Origin of the sequence: Brevibacillus sp. RS1.1 (assembly GCF_013284365.1) — a bacterium.
GTDB classification, from domain to species: Bacteria; Bacillota; Bacilli; order Brevibacillales; family Brevibacillaceae; genus Brevibacillus; species Brevibacillus brevis_D.
This window is the reverse complement of record NZ_JABSVA010000016.1, coordinates 1-13,471: the sequence shown is the minus strand read 5'-3', so window position 1 is coordinate 13,471 and position 13,471 is coordinate 1. Positions and strand designations below refer to the sequence as shown.

The 13,471-nt window shown below is 42.8% G+C and carries 12 protein-coding genes; all 12 read left to right on the top strand.

From position 1 onward, the window contains the following. Positions 1–66 precede the first annotated feature (66 nt). The 12 genes from HP570_RS27355 (at position 67) to HP570_RS27300 (ending at position 13,365) form a co-directional block, all read left to right on the top strand. Positions 67–1,302: a S1C family serine protease gene (locus HP570_RS27355; protein WP_173606407.1), complete on the top strand. Its 1,236-nt coding sequence runs from the start codon at positions 67–69 to the stop codon at positions 1,300–1,302. A 550-nt stretch (positions 1,303–1,852) separates the two neighbouring features. Continuing rightward, entirely contained in the window at positions 1,853–2,119 is a 267-nt protein-coding gene (locus HP570_RS27350) for a CxxH/CxxC protein (protein ID WP_254495501.1), read from the top strand. A 4-nt stretch (positions 2,120–2,123) separates the two neighbouring features. Next, positions 2,124–2,603, top strand: coding sequence for a 23S rRNA (pseudouridine(1915)-N(3))-methyltransferase RlmH (gene rlmH / locus HP570_RS27345; RefSeq protein ID WP_015894066.1), 480 nt, complete (start codon positions 2,124–2,126; stop codon positions 2,601–2,603). A 157-nt stretch (positions 2,604–2,760) separates the two neighbouring features. Further along, positions 2,761–3,594 (top strand): HNH endonuclease, encoded by an 834-nt coding sequence (locus tag HP570_RS27340; RefSeq protein ID WP_173627763.1) that lies wholly within the window; start codon positions 2,761–2,763, stop codon positions 3,592–3,594. 672 nt (positions 3,595–4,266) lie between these two features. After that, positions 4,267–7,479, top strand: coding sequence for a DUF3427 domain-containing protein (locus tag HP570_RS27335; RefSeq protein WP_173627762.1), 3,213 nt, complete (start codon positions 4,267–4,269; stop codon positions 7,477–7,479). Positions 7,480–7,495: 16 nt separating this feature from the next. Beyond that, the gene (locus tag HP570_RS27330) at positions 7,496–7,903 is read left to right on the top strand and encodes a (deoxy)nucleoside triphosphate pyrophosphohydrolase (protein ID WP_173627761.1); all 408 of its coding nucleotides are present in this window, start codon (positions 7,496–7,498) and stop codon (positions 7,901–7,903) included. Between the two features lie 255 nt (positions 7,904–8,158). After that, entirely contained in the window at positions 8,159–9,277 is a 1,119-nt protein-coding gene (locus HP570_RS27325) for a TIR domain-containing protein (protein ID WP_173627760.1), read from the top strand. Positions 9,278–9,526: 249 nt separating this feature from the next. Then, a complete protein-coding gene (locus HP570_RS27320) occupies positions 9,527–11,206 on the top strand; it encodes a DUF6138 family protein (RefSeq protein ID WP_173627759.1) in 1,680 nt (559 codons plus the stop codon). A gap of 96 nt (positions 11,207–11,302) precedes the next feature. Further along, on the top strand, positions 11,303–11,800 hold the full coding sequence (locus HP570_RS27315) for an imm68 putative immunity domain-containing protein (RefSeq protein ID WP_173627758.1): 498 nt from the start codon (positions 11,303–11,305) through the stop codon (positions 11,798–11,800). 124 nt (positions 11,801–11,924) lie between these two features. Further along, a complete protein-coding gene (locus HP570_RS27310; RefSeq protein ID WP_173627757.1) occupies positions 11,925–12,443 on the top strand; it encodes a DUF4303 domain-containing protein in 519 nt (172 codons plus the stop codon). A 28-nt stretch (positions 12,444–12,471) separates the two neighbouring features. Further along, positions 12,472–12,888, top strand: coding sequence for a hypothetical protein (locus HP570_RS27305; protein WP_254495499.1), 417 nt, complete (start codon positions 12,472–12,474; stop codon positions 12,886–12,888). A 54-nt stretch (positions 12,889–12,942) separates the two neighbouring features. After that, the gene (locus tag HP570_RS27300; RefSeq protein WP_173627755.1) at positions 12,943–13,365 is read left to right on the top strand and encodes a tetratricopeptide repeat protein; all 423 of its coding nucleotides are present in this window, start codon (positions 12,943–12,945) and stop codon (positions 13,363–13,365) included. The last annotated feature ends 106 nt before the right edge of the window (positions 13,366–13,471 follow it).

Sequence of the window (13,471 nt, the reverse complement as noted above, 5' to 3'; positions counted from 1 at the left end):
TGTATACGAGCATGAAAAACCTGCAAAGCTAGTAATGGTAGAAGATAGAAAGGAGAGGTATGAATCATGGGTTTCTATGATGATTTCACTCACGTGGAGCGAAAAAAACAACGCGGTTCTAACATTGGACGTATGGTCGTGACGTCGGTAACGTCCGCGGTAATTGGGGGGATGGTCGTCCTGCTCACGCTGCCGACTCTCTCCAATGCGGGATATATTAATATGGTTAAGCCTGGAACAGAAAATGCGATAAGCAGCAATGCCTCCTCCGCCTCTAGCCTGTTTGCTAAGCCAGTATCTGTGAGTGTAGGATCGGGTACAGTAGAGGCGGTGAAACAAGTAGAAAATGCGATCGTTGGTGTAATCAACATTGGTCAGCGCAGAAACAGTTGGATGCAGAACTCGATGGATGTAGAGCAGGGCCAAGGCTCTGGTGTCATCTTTCAGAAAAAAGGCGGAAAAGCCTACATCGTTACCAACTACCACGTAATCGATAAAGCGCAAAAGCTGGAAGTCGCCCTGCCAACAGGTGAAAAAGTATCGGCGAAAGTAGTCGGTGCCGATGGTTACGCCGATCTGGCTGTACTGGAAATCGACGCCTCCAAGGTTACGGACGTAGCTGAGTTTGGGGATTCCTCTACCTTACAGGTGGGCGAACCGGCCATTGCTATCGGGAACCCATTGGGTATGCAGTTCTCCCGGACCGTTACACAAGGTATCATCAGTTCCAAAGAACGCTCCATGCCCATGGACTTTAACGAAGATGGCCAGGACGACTGGGAGCTGGACGTCATTCAAACAGACGCAGCAATCAACCCTGGTAACAGCGGTGGTGCCCTCGTAAACATCGAGGGTCAGGTCATCGGGATTAACACCTTGAAGATTTCCAAAACAGGTGTCGAAGGGTTAGGTTTTGCCCTCCCGATCAATGATGTCAAAGTAATCGTGGACCAGCTGATGGAAAAAGGCACGCTGCAACGTTCTTACCTCGGTGTGCAGCCACTCGACTTGGCCAATGTGCCACGCTACGAATGGAAAGAAACCTTGAATCTGCCTGATCAAGTGCAAAGTGGCGTTGTCGTCCAAACGGAGGTAGGCAAATTCTCTCCTGCGGGTCAAGCGGGCTTGAGACAATTCGACGTCATTATCAAGCTGGATGACAAGAACATTTCCACCAGTGCTCAGCTGCGGAAATATTTGACGATGAACAAAAAGCCGGGCGATACGATGGACGTTACGTACTATCGTGACGGTATCCAGAAGACTGCCAAAGTGAAGCTGACTGCTCCGCCACAGCAGTAAAAAGTACTGACCAAGCCATTTTGCGGGCAGGTATGTGAAGGAATTAAACGTTGACGGGCAATTCCGGGATGCATTTTGTCCCGTTTGCATATATGCAGTATCTAAGTTCCCCCCTCTATCTATTTTAAATAGATCCCTTCTTAAGAGCGCCGAGCTGATACGGTGCTCTCTTTTTTTGTTGGTCGGTCGAGCTTTCGGTGGAGGAGAGAAAAAAGAAGAAAACGCTCAAGTTCTTGGGATACCTGCCGGGAGGCGGTTCTGCCCAGCTCCATGGAAAAAGTGAAACCCGCGTCCAAAGTCGCGCAGCTACGGAGTGTCTCAGAGGTGGACGCTAAAGGCAGGTTTCCCTTTTTCCATTGCGCTTCGGATGGTATCCCAAAGACTTTCGCCGTTTTCTTCTTTTTTCTCTCTACAGCTTTAGTTGTCCGTCGAGGTTTTCAAAACAAAGTCTATAAAATATAAAGGAGTATGATTGCAAACTCAATCGACGTCTTTTTGCCTGATTCATTTGTTTTGTTGCGGTTCTGGGGTAGAATAGGAAGCGACAATTATGAACGGAAAAGAGGCATTTGATATGGACATGAAGATGAAAAGCTTGCAAATAGAAGGTAAAGAAGTTGAGCTGTTGGCGGAATATCCGGTGCGGTTTGCTTGCATGGAGCATTTGGAGCAGGAGTTGGATGATTACGTAAATGATTTTGAGGCGGCGCCGGATACGTATGCGGCAAAGGCGATTGAGGGCGATGGAGTAGACAAGCGTTGCCGGGAATGTGGAGAGCCTGGGCAGATTGCGCTTTTGAAAGAGAAGGGAATGTAGGATCATGCAGATTTCGATTATTACAGTAGGGAAGCTGAAGGAGAAATATTTGCGTGAGGGCATTGATGAATATAGCAAGCGTCTGTCTGCTTACTGCAAGCTGCAAGTGATCGAGGTCAATGATGAAAAGGCGCCGGAAGAGATGAGCGCGGCGGAGATGGAGCAGGTGAAGCGCAAGGAAGGCGAGCGCATCCTGGCGCAGATCAAGCAGGATCAGTATGTGATTGCGCTGGCAATTGATGGGCAAATGTGGTCGTCGGAGAAGCTGTCTGCGGAGATGGACAAGCTAGCTTTGCATGGACGCAGTCAGGTGGCGTTTGTGATTGGCGGATCGTTGGGGTTGGCTGATCAGGTGTTGAAGCGGGCGGATGCGTTGTTGTCGTTTTCGAAGATGACGTTTCCGCATCAGTTGGTGCGGTTGGTACTGCTTGAGCAGGTTTATCGGGCGTTTCGGATTAGTCGGGGGGAGCCATATCATAAGTGATGGCGGAAAATTGGGTTGTAGGTATGGCGGGGGAGTGAGTTTGTGGAATGCAGAGCATCTAAGACCTTTATTTTCAAGGGTTTTTAGTTCTTATTTCCCATGTCGTGATATGATGAGGAATAGGTAATTAGTTTAGATTTCTAGGAGGGTACCCAACTTGTCAATTAATGAAGATGTTATTGTAGAGGTATTAACTAGATCAGCAAGACATTGTTGTATTTGTAGACAGTTTTTACCCCTAAGTATACAAGTTCATCATATTATAGAGAAAAGTGATGGCGGAACGGATGATTTTGATAATCTAATTCCAGTGTGTATTCAATGTCATGGCTATATTCATACTATTCCTCACATGACAAGGAAGTTCACAACAAAAGAGCTAATAAAGTGTAGAGATAATGTATATGAAATGGTTTCAGTTGGAAAGCTCCCTGCAACTAGATCAATGACAAGAAATGAATTGGAAACGGTCTCTTCAATCCTGGCTGAAACCTTAAGAACCTCGAGCAACAAAGAAGACTTAAGTGATGAAGCGCTTAAGTTATTATCTGCTACTCTTTGTGAAGAATCGAGTATAAAGATAAATAAAGTTTCAGAGAGATCATCGATTATCATTATAGGAAATCAGCATTTTACACCAGAAGATAAATTTGTAGGACAATACCCAAAACCAATCATCGAATTATTATCACAAGGACTAATTGAATCCAAGGGAGATGAATTGGAAATAACAACCGCTGGGTCGAGACTAGTAGGTGAATTAGTTCAAACGACATCAACGTACACTCAAAAGAAAATAAAATGCTTAAATTGTAGTTTGCATTTTATTATTTGCACTTGGGACAAAGATAAACATGATAGTAGCTCAATTAGTTGTCCTGAATGTGGGCAAGGCAAAGGACTATTTCTCATCTGGACTCAACAAAAATTTGGCTTTATTTTTCAAGATGTTCCTGGTAATGCTATGTTATATGATTCTCCAAGATTGTAATCTAATTCTGTGTAAGAACTGTCATGACCGGGCTCCGAACTCGAAGTCTCGTGAGGCGTTTTTGGATTGGGTAGAAGAGCAAGATTACACACCCTTGGTTCAAGTAGATATTATGAGAGAGTTGAGGAATTTTGAGCTCTTAGACCGCATTAATGATATAAATAAGATGTTGACAGATAAAGAGCTGATGAAACGCTTTTTTTTCAATGAAAGTGCCGTCCGCAAAGGATCGCCGTGACCGTTATAGACAACGCTGGTTTAAAATTGGAAGCAATTGAATATTTATTGTACAGGATTTGAAACTGCTGTTGATTTGGGGTTTGTTGTAATTTCCGAAGAATGTAATAGTAACTAATTTCGCCGATAGACCCGTTAAGCTGAGCCTTGTCATAAGTGATGGAAAGTTTTTTTGAGGGAGACCAATATTGCACAACGTACCAATACCTATAGTTGTCATATTTTGTGGGGCAGGTTGTATGAATCTTGGGTAGTTTTAAGTGACTAATGGCAAGGAAAAACAATGATTTATCAATATTTGGTCCATTTCAATCATTAAACTAATGAGATGGTTTATGAAGTGCTAAATACATTGAACGGTCTCATAAATAATACCCAAAATATCCCCCAAAAGTTGTAAACTAAGAGGTGATCTCAACAAAAGGAGCACCTCTTATGTCATTTCTAGAAGGTTTTTTCGAAGAACTATACCGAAATAACAAAGAGTACCCGGAAAATAACCGAGTAACCCCGATCCATCCAAGAAATTACGCCAATGCCTTAACACAACTAATGGCACGACGGATCGGACAAGCACTTCACGATCTTGCAAGTAACGAAAATTACATGGAAATGATCAATCTTGTCCAAGAGATTGATCAAAAAATTAACACTAACTCTCAAATAAACCTGCACTCACCTTTATCAACCATTCATTATCGGTCTGATGAACGTGTGCTTCCCAACATATACCCAGAGCTTTTTTTCACCAACCCTCTACTGATTACGAATCAGGGAAAAGGAACAAATAATTTTTTCAAGACGTTGAAAACAGAGCTGAATACGGCCGATCAAGCAGACTTCATGGTCAGCTTTATCCGCTGGTCAGGATTACAATTGTTGTTACGCCCGTTTGATGAGCTACTCAAGAATGGCAAAAAAGTTCGAATCATTACATCCGCTTACATGTCAATCACAGAACCAAAAGCATTACGTAGGTTAATGGAAATGGAGCATGTCGAGGTACGAATGTTCCAATCGGGTAAAACTTCATTTCATACAAAAGCTTACTTATTCTCAAGGCTTTCTAGTCTAAATACAGTGCTGATAGGTTCCTCGAATCTCTCTAAAGCGGCGATCAGCTCTGGTTACGAGTGGAATGTAAAATTACCAGATGCACCTCATACACCAATCTATCAGCATGCGAAACAGCTCTTTGAAGACTTGTGGAACGATTCACGAGCAATTCCGCTGACAGAGGAGTTTATTAATCAATATGAAGAAATCTATCAGCAAACTCGTTCAGCTAATATCCAACCAGTAAGCCCACAACCATATCAAATGGAGAGCGAGCAATCAAAACTATGGAAAGTTGCAGATATACACTCTTCATACTCGGTTACAAGGTACACTAGGTTGAATCCGAATGCTATGCAAATAAAAGCATTGGAAGCTCTACAGGAAACGAGAGTAAGCGGAAATACAAAAGGAATCGTGATTGCAGCAACAGGAACGGGGAAAACATATCTTTCAGCTTTTGATGTGCACCAATCACAAGCCAGCACCTTATTATTTCTTGCTCATAGAGACGAACTTCTTGAGAATGCAAAAAGTACATTTGCTAGAGTATTTGGATCGGACGACTTTATGGGAAAAGTCACAGGGACAATGAAAGAGTGGGATAAACCTTTTCTGTTCAGCACTGTACAATCATTGCATCGAGAAGAAGTGCTTACGAAATTTTCTCCGACTTATTTTGACTATGTTATTGTTGACGAGTTCCATCATGCAGAAGCAGATACATACAAAAAGATCATTGAGTATTTTAAGCCAAAGTTTCTATTAGGACTGACCGCGACACCAGAACGTATGGATGGCAAGGATGTACTTGCCTTGTGTGACCAAAATGTAGTCTATGAAATTCGTCTTCATCAGGCTCTAGTAGAGGAGCTATTAGCACCATTCCATTATTTTGGGCTATTTGACAATACTGTCGATTATGAAAATGTAAATACGAGAAATGGGCAATTTGTAGAGGAATCACTGGTAAGTGCTTTGAAGACTCATGAACGGGTAGACTATGTACTGGAAATGATCGAGAAGTTTGGTCATGATGGGGGAAAACGACGAGCGCTTGGATTCTGTGCTTCGATTGAACATGCGAGATTTATGGCAGAAGAGTTTAACCTAAGAGGGTATTCAGCAACGTTTCTTACAGGAGAAGACGACCCTACATTCCGAAGAGAAATGATTCGCCGATTAGAAGAAGATCAGGATTCGCTCGAATTTATCTTTACCGTCAACATCTTCAACGAGGGCATCGATATCCCTTCCCTTAATCTGGTGCTTTTCTTAAGACCTACAGAATCCCCCACAATCTTTATCCAGCAATTGGGGCGAGGGTTGCGGAAATGGGAAGGAAAAGAATATGTTACGATTCTAGACTTCATCGGGAATTACCAAAAATCATTTATCATTCCACTTGCATTGGCAGGACAAACAAATCATCGGGCATTTGATAGGGATTCTTTGAGGGTAGCCATTCAAACAGAGTTTGCCAATCTCCCAGATGGATGCTTTGTTGATTTAGAAGAAATTACACGTCAGCAGATATTGGAGAAAATCCTGAGTATACGAATGGATCAAAATCAAATGCTGGCAAATCTATATACAGAGTTTAAAAAGGAATTAGGGAGATCGCCTGAAATCGATGATTTCCTTTATTCATCTGTGGCACCTGGTCTCCATTTCTTTATTCAGAAATATGGTTCATGGGTGGAAACAAAAAAGAAATTCGATGATTGTAATGAATGGGACGAGGCTCTACTTCCAAACCCTTTAGAATTAGAAATTGTGCAACGTTTAGAGCAAATGTTTCCTGTAAAATGGCCATACGAACTAGCTGTCCTGTCATTAGCGATAACGCATGAAGAAGTGGGGATTCCAGAAGTTATTTCATTCCTTGGGGAAAAATTCGGAACGACGTTAGATCCACTTAAACATCAAGGGTATATATGCCGTTCTATGCAAAAACTAACGGAACCATATAAGAAGCAGAAATGGTCTTTTGGCTCTTTACGAAACGATACCTTTGTCATGGACGAGTTAATTAAAAGTACCTGGCTACAGGATTGCTACAAAGAGTACATAAATAATCGAGTGGAATACGGTCTAACTGAATTCCGTAGAACGTTCCAAGTCCAGTCTTACTTCCATTCGAATCACCAAGTCCAGTTATACCAAAACTATACGAGAAATGAACTGATGTATCTTTTCCAGTCTCCTGCTAAGGAAGGGTCATGGCGTGAGGGGATTAGTAAAGTGAACAACCACTATTTGTACTTTGTCACGCTAGATAAAGACGAAGATACTGAGGAGCATCTCAACTATCACGATTACTTTATTGATCAGAATCACTTTCACTGGCAAAGCGCGAATCAAACCTCTCATGCATCAGAGCGTGGAAAAGATTATATGCACCATCGTGAAAGAGGCATTCATATTCATTTATTTGTCCGTAAATTTGAAAGCATGCACGGAAAAACGTTGCCCTTTATGTATGTAGGTGAATTAGAATATGTGAAAAGCCATGGCGATAATCCAATGAACATCACATGGAAACTGGAGCAACAACTACCGTACGATATTTTTCTCGATTTTGTTCGGTAATAGAAAGGAGACCATCATGAAGCAAGTAGATGTTGTAGGAGCGGTTATTACGAATGAGGAAGGGAAAATACTTTGCGCGCTTCGTTCGCAACAAATGTCCCTACCTGGTATGTGGGAGTTTCCTGGGGGGAAAATTGAACAAGGGGAAACCCCGGAAGAGACACTTGTTCGTGAGATTCGTGAAGAACTCGAATGTGATATTGAGGTAGGAGAGTTTATCACGGATGACGTCTATGAATACCCGACGGTAGGGGTTCGATTGATTACTTATTTCGCTAAAGTAATCACAGGTACTCCGGTCCCCAAAGAGCATGAAAAGCTGGAGTGGGTTGGCAAGGAAGATTTGATGAAGTTGGAATGGGCTCCTGCTGATTTACCAACGATAAGTAAGTTGATGAAGGATTCAATTAAAAATGCAAGATAGTTAATATACCAGATAAAAAAGTGGTCATGATATTGACCACTTTTTTTGAATATTGACCGTTAGATACGTTTCGGTGAGCCTTATCATAAGTAACGGCAACGAATTCTATGTTTCCTTTGTAATCATATATTATATTCTGTTGTGATATAATATTTAGTAATCCTCACATGAGATAATAGCACCCCTGTTAAATCTACAGATGAGGTGGTTCAATCTTTTTTTGAATCTATAATCTGAAAAAGGGGCGTATGTTAAGTGAGTTTGAAGGAAGGAAATGCTGCAGAAAAAAGAACTATTATTCCTCAAAAAGATCTACCTTGGTGTGGGTTAGAGAAGGCCCTCCAAGTTGCAAATGTATTGTGGGATCAATTTGCTGGGAAAAGTGCTCAGCCGTTACAAGTGGCTTTGGCTCTTGAATTATCACCAACAAGTAGTAACTGGAAGTATCTCTCAGGAGCTTCTGTAGCATATGGATTGACAGAAGGTGGATATAACGCTAAAGAAATTAAACTTACTCCCCTTGGCAAATCTATTGTTGCACCTGAGGATGAAGGAGAGACTGAGTCGGCACTTTTGGAGGCTGTTGTACAGCCTAAGTATTTGAGTGCCTTTTTTGAAAAGTACAATAATGCAAAATTACCTCTAAAATCAATAGCTGAAAATGTACTTGTTGGCATGGGGGTACCAAAAGAAAAAGCAAGTAATACCTATGAATTAATAATTGAAAATGGGAAATTTGCTGGGTGCTTTCAGGAAACAAAAGTAGGTACTTATATTAATTTGACCCCAAACCTTGGAGATAGTAAAAGAATCTCAAAAGAAGTAGCATCGCATGATGACTCTTTAGTTGTACGAGAAGAACCGTCAGAAGAGTTATTATATGAGCAATTTGCTAGAAAGGTTTCTACGCCTGTTGTTCAAACCACGAAAGAAGATGCGACGAAAGCATTAAATACCAAGGTCTTTATATCCCATGGAAAAAATAAAGATGTTGTTGAACAACTTAAAGAAATTATTAAATTTGGAAAGTATGATCCTGTCGTGTCAGTTGAAAATGAAACTCTATCTAAACCAGTACCGGATAAAGTACTTGATGACATGCGCTCTTGTTTTGCTGGGATTATTAATGTTCACAGTGAGGGAGAGTTTCTTGATTCTCAAGGTAGTAAACATATTAAGATAAATGACAATGTTCTTATTGAAATTGGCGCAGCAATGGCTTTTTATGGGCAAAACTTTATTTTGTTAGTCCAAAAGGGTGTAAAGCTCCCCTCTAATCTTCAAGGGCTTTATAGATGTGAGTATGAGGGAGAAAAATTAGATTATGAGGCAACAATGAAATTACTCAAAGCATTTAACCAATTTAAACAATAACCGATTGGGCAGAGGAGATATTTCCTCTGCCCATTTTTAAAATGATAATTGGTTGTGAATAAAGATTAGATAATCGTATTCGTTTAAAATATAGAATATTGTTTAAATTAGATTTATTTAATAAAGGAACGGACTAAGGATTAAGCTGTAGTCAACGCCAGGAAGGCGTATACAATTCCAACAACCTTTCCCATTTCCATAGTATGATTATATTGAGCTAAGATGGAACACGCGAAAAGGCGGGAGACAATGAACGAACTACAAAAAGAAGCGCTGGAAGAGATGAAAACGGCGATACATAAATGGTTTGACGAACAGGAGAATCGAAAGGACACAGAAGAAGTAGTCTTACGCACCACGCTGCAAGTAGGCATCTTTAACTTTGTCACACTGGATTATCGACCGGGCAGGACTAGGATTGAAACCTCGAAATCTACGGGAAGTGCCGCAGGCAAAAAATCGATGAAAGCTTCACCCTTTACACGGGAGCAGATATTGCATGAGGTTCAGCCCCTGCTGGTGGAAATCGTAAGGGAGAGGCTGGACAAGCTGGAAACGTCGCCGTTGATCAACTACCGTTTTACCTTCCAAGGAACCTTCGCAACGACGGACGGGCTTGTGGAATTAACGGTGCTGGATACTGTGTATGAAGAGAAAAAGCGGCAGCTTCTGGAGCGAATTCAGTCCTATATGGAGGAAAAACTGGAGAAGGGCTCTAACCCGACAAACAGGCTGGAAACCTTCTTTTTGGCGCGTCATTTGCTTGATCCGCATTTGTTCCCCGAACTGCAAGCCGCAAAGACGATAGCTTTATTTGACCGGATTCAGGAGTTGAATAAAGAAAAGGTTGAGGCTCTCGCGGAGCATCGAAGAGATATCATTAGGGCTTTGACCGACTGGGTCGAGAATGTATTTTTGCCGCGTTACTATGATGTCACCCGTTCTGAATACAGGAACAATGAGTATGTGATCAAGCCGGATGCTGTTTTTGAGGATAAGGATGAGCCGAATCAGCCTATCGACCTTTTGTTGTACGGAGCGGTAATGATTATTCGTTACGAGCCGGACTTCAACAAAAACAAGGGTCAGACTTTTCTGGAGCTGGCGAAGCAGCTTGGCAGCGGTAAAGCCGCGCGTATGCTAAAGGATGGCAGTGACAGCTTCTCGAAAGAAGACGTCCTTTTGCGCCATGAATTGGTCGAATGCAAGGCTAATGATGTTTTTTCCCTTTTCACAATCGTTATTCGCAAGGAAGAAGCCGGGGCGTACGAGCGGGCGATTTCGTTTATTCTCTCCCTGCTCCGAAAAGACTTCCCGAAAAGCTACAAAATCAAGTTGAAATCTAGCGTGAAGGAGTATTTGCCCATCAAGGGGTTAGCCAAATCGGACACGCACCGTTTTTTTGCAAATGCTCTAGCTTATCCCGAGCTGCATCCTTTATTGGAGGAATACGCTCGTGAGGCGATGGAAGAGTTTGAATGGTACGAGGATACGGAAAGCGAAAAAAGCGTAATGCCGGGCAGCTATGCTGTGTTCGGGCTGGGGCTTTCGTCCGAGCGATATTTTCCGCTTGTTGAAGCGTACATGGACCTAGTGGATGATGAGCATCAGCTGGTCCATGACAAGTTCACAGCCGTTTTCGCCGAAACCTATGGCATAACGGAGCGCTCGACTCCCACCTTGATCGCCTGCCTACTGCGCTCCCACGATTCGCTAAAGCTGAAGATTCAGCCGGAGCTGGAAAGCGAAGACAAGCTGTCGTTATTCGTACAGCAAATCGAGACTCTGTCAGATGACGAGGCCGATCGGGTACTGTACCCGATCTGGGGCAAGGTGGAGAAGCTGGCTGTATTGGCTCGCAAGGCGCAGGGACCGCACAAGGAGCTGATCATTCGTCTGCTAAAGGCGGCGGGGGCGGGGATAGCCTGACGGTGGTTCGGTGAAAGCGGCAATGATAAGTACGGTTTTGAGTGAAACGATCTTATTTGCATAATTACCATGCTGAAAAGAAAGTGGGAGAAGAACATGTACATAAGCAAATGGTGGGGAGATTTAATTGGCGGTTCCGATGATTCGCTGGCATTAGTCGACTATTTGGAACAATTGGGCTCAACGAATGTGACGCTAGATCAGATTTTAAAGGACTTGGGTCTGGATGTTCTGCTTTCCGAGGGAGACTTGAAAAGCGGCGGAAGTATTGGATTTGATATCAAAAATGCTAACGGTACGTTTCGAGCAGAACTTGATATTGCCTGCTCAGCTCTTATCGATCTTTCAGCTATTGTGTTGGAATCTCAAAAATCAGGCTATGTCGATTTGCATGATTTGGATGAGGATAAGGAGTCGCGCAAACTTTATATAGATGCCTCCGAAGAAAAAAGAAACCTGCTTCGGGATGAGTTGTACAAGTTTTCCCGTGATCCGCTGGCTTACGAATTAGCCGAGCTTGTTCCGGCCGATGATATGAGAGAGCTTGCGGAAAAGGCAAAAATGATCGCAGATGAGCTGGCACCGTTAGGCTAAACCATACCACAGTAACGGCGAAATTTTTGGCTTTAACCGCGAGAATTGCCTCGAAGCCGGAGGGGGGAAGTCTCCTCCAATCCTGTCGTTACAGGCTCGACTAAAGTAGGACAAAGGAGAGAACATGGATTTTCAAGTGCTGCAATTAAAAATCGAGGCGGCTGCGAGGGCTGCATTCGAGCAAGTAAGAAACAAATATGCAGGACAAAGCTTTTGCGGTTACGCCTTGTATTCCGACTTGGATGCAATCACCGTATGTCCGGCGGTAAACTCGACCGATCACTTGAATAAAATGATTGCTGAAGACCCTGATGATGCGATTTATTATCGCTGGAGTCCAGGGGAATGGGATCATGAATTTGAAGGTGCTGAATGTTTTAAAGATATATCCAATCTATTGTATAACGAAGTGATGAGTATGCAGTCGGCGGAAAGACACAGGGACTATAAAGAGAAGGTTTATGAGTGTTGCGTGGCTGCACTTGAAGTACTGAAAAAGGAAGGTTTTTTCTCCGATATGAGCGAATCGGGAGTATTGGTCTTTACTGTATCGGATGACACAAATGCACTGGAATGTGATTGGATTGCCCGATTGAACCGAAATGAACTTGCTCAAGAATTTCAGAATTGGATTGGCGGTTGAGAAAATCCAGTACGATTGGGGAGATATTATGTTCGTAATACATGCCTACCTTGCGAAGTCGTCCAATCCTTACTCCCATGAGCGTCTTGCTTCTGAGTTAAGCGCCTACTTTGATTTTGAAACAAAGAATGGACTGGAAATGGGAGCATCAGCAAATCCGTTTACGAAAGAGAAATACTTGATTCTCCGTTGGCCGGGATGGAATTTTACAGCTCATTTTGAAACTGGCCGTAGTGTAGCTGAAGATGTAAATTACATTGCGAGCGTCACCAAGGATTGTCCGCCTGAAATCAAAGACTGTGCCGAACGCATTCGTTTCGTATTCTCGCCTGATGAAGGACGGGAATTCACGAATCATATCATTTGGGCGATAGACTATTTGGCGGAAATACCAAGCGCAATCATTTTTGATGAAAGTCAAAAAACAATAGTGCGTGGCTGGTAAAGAGGCGAATACCTACGGCGGCGTCAAATCGCAGAAGGATAGGAGAGATCGACAATGCAACTTTCAGATTCCACCCATGCCGAAATTACCGTGCTGTGTAAACAAGGCGATGATTTGGTGAGAGCAGGCAATCTTGAGGAGGGCAAGAATAAGTACGTCGCGGCTCTCCGATTATTGCCGGAAAATCATCGAGAATGGGAGGCCGCAACGTGGATATATGTGGCTATTGGGGATGTCCATTTTCAAATGAAGAATTACGATAAGGCATTCAAGTGTTTCTTTAATGCTGTACAGTGTCCGGAGGGGCTGGGGAATCCTTACATCCATCTTCGGTTAGGGCAAGTGTATTACGAACAGGAAAACCTTGAAAAAGCGGCAGACGAGCTGACCCGGGCTTACATGGGTGCCGGGATTGCGATCTTTATGGAAGATGACCCAAAATACCTTGAGTTTTTGGAGACAAAAATAGAGATTTGAAGTTTCAGGATTAGAAAAACACTATTGGTACAGGAAAGAGCACCAATTACCAGGCAGAAGTCCAAGCTGGAGGGGACTCCTAGATATGAAAAAGCTGGCACTTATA

Excerpts from the sequence above, each read along its gene's own strand:
- rlmH (WP_015894066.1), top strand. The coding sequence starts at position 2,124 with ATGCAGATTTCGATTATTACAGTAGGGAAGCTGAAGGAGAAATATTTG.
- HP570_RS27355 (WP_173606407.1), top strand. The coding sequence starts at position 67 with ATGGGTTTCTATGATGATTTCACTCACGTGGAGCGAAAAAAACAACGC.
- HP570_RS27350 (WP_254495501.1), top strand. The coding sequence starts at position 1,853 with ATGAACGGAAAAGAGGCATTTGATATGGACATGAAGATGAAAAGCTTG.
- HP570_RS27335 (WP_173627762.1), top strand. The coding sequence starts at position 4,267 with ATGTCATTTCTAGAAGGTTTTTTCGAAGAACTATACCGAAATAACAAA.
- HP570_RS27320 (WP_173627759.1), top strand. The coding sequence starts at position 9,527 with ATGAACGAACTACAAAAAGAAGCGCTGGAAGAGATGAAAACGGCGATA.
- HP570_RS27300 (WP_173627755.1), top strand. The coding sequence starts at position 12,943 with ATGCAACTTTCAGATTCCACCCATGCCGAAATTACCGTGCTGTGTAAA.
- HP570_RS27330 (WP_173627761.1), top strand. The coding sequence starts at position 7,496 with ATGAAGCAAGTAGATGTTGTAGGAGCGGTTATTACGAATGAGGAAGGG.
- HP570_RS27305 (WP_254495499.1), top strand. The coding sequence starts at position 12,472 with ATGTTCGTAATACATGCCTACCTTGCGAAGTCGTCCAATCCTTACTCC.
- HP570_RS27310 (WP_173627757.1), top strand. The coding sequence starts at position 11,925 with ATGGATTTTCAAGTGCTGCAATTAAAAATCGAGGCGGCTGCGAGGGCT.
- HP570_RS27315 (WP_173627758.1), top strand. The coding sequence starts at position 11,303 with ATGTACATAAGCAAATGGTGGGGAGATTTAATTGGCGGTTCCGATGAT.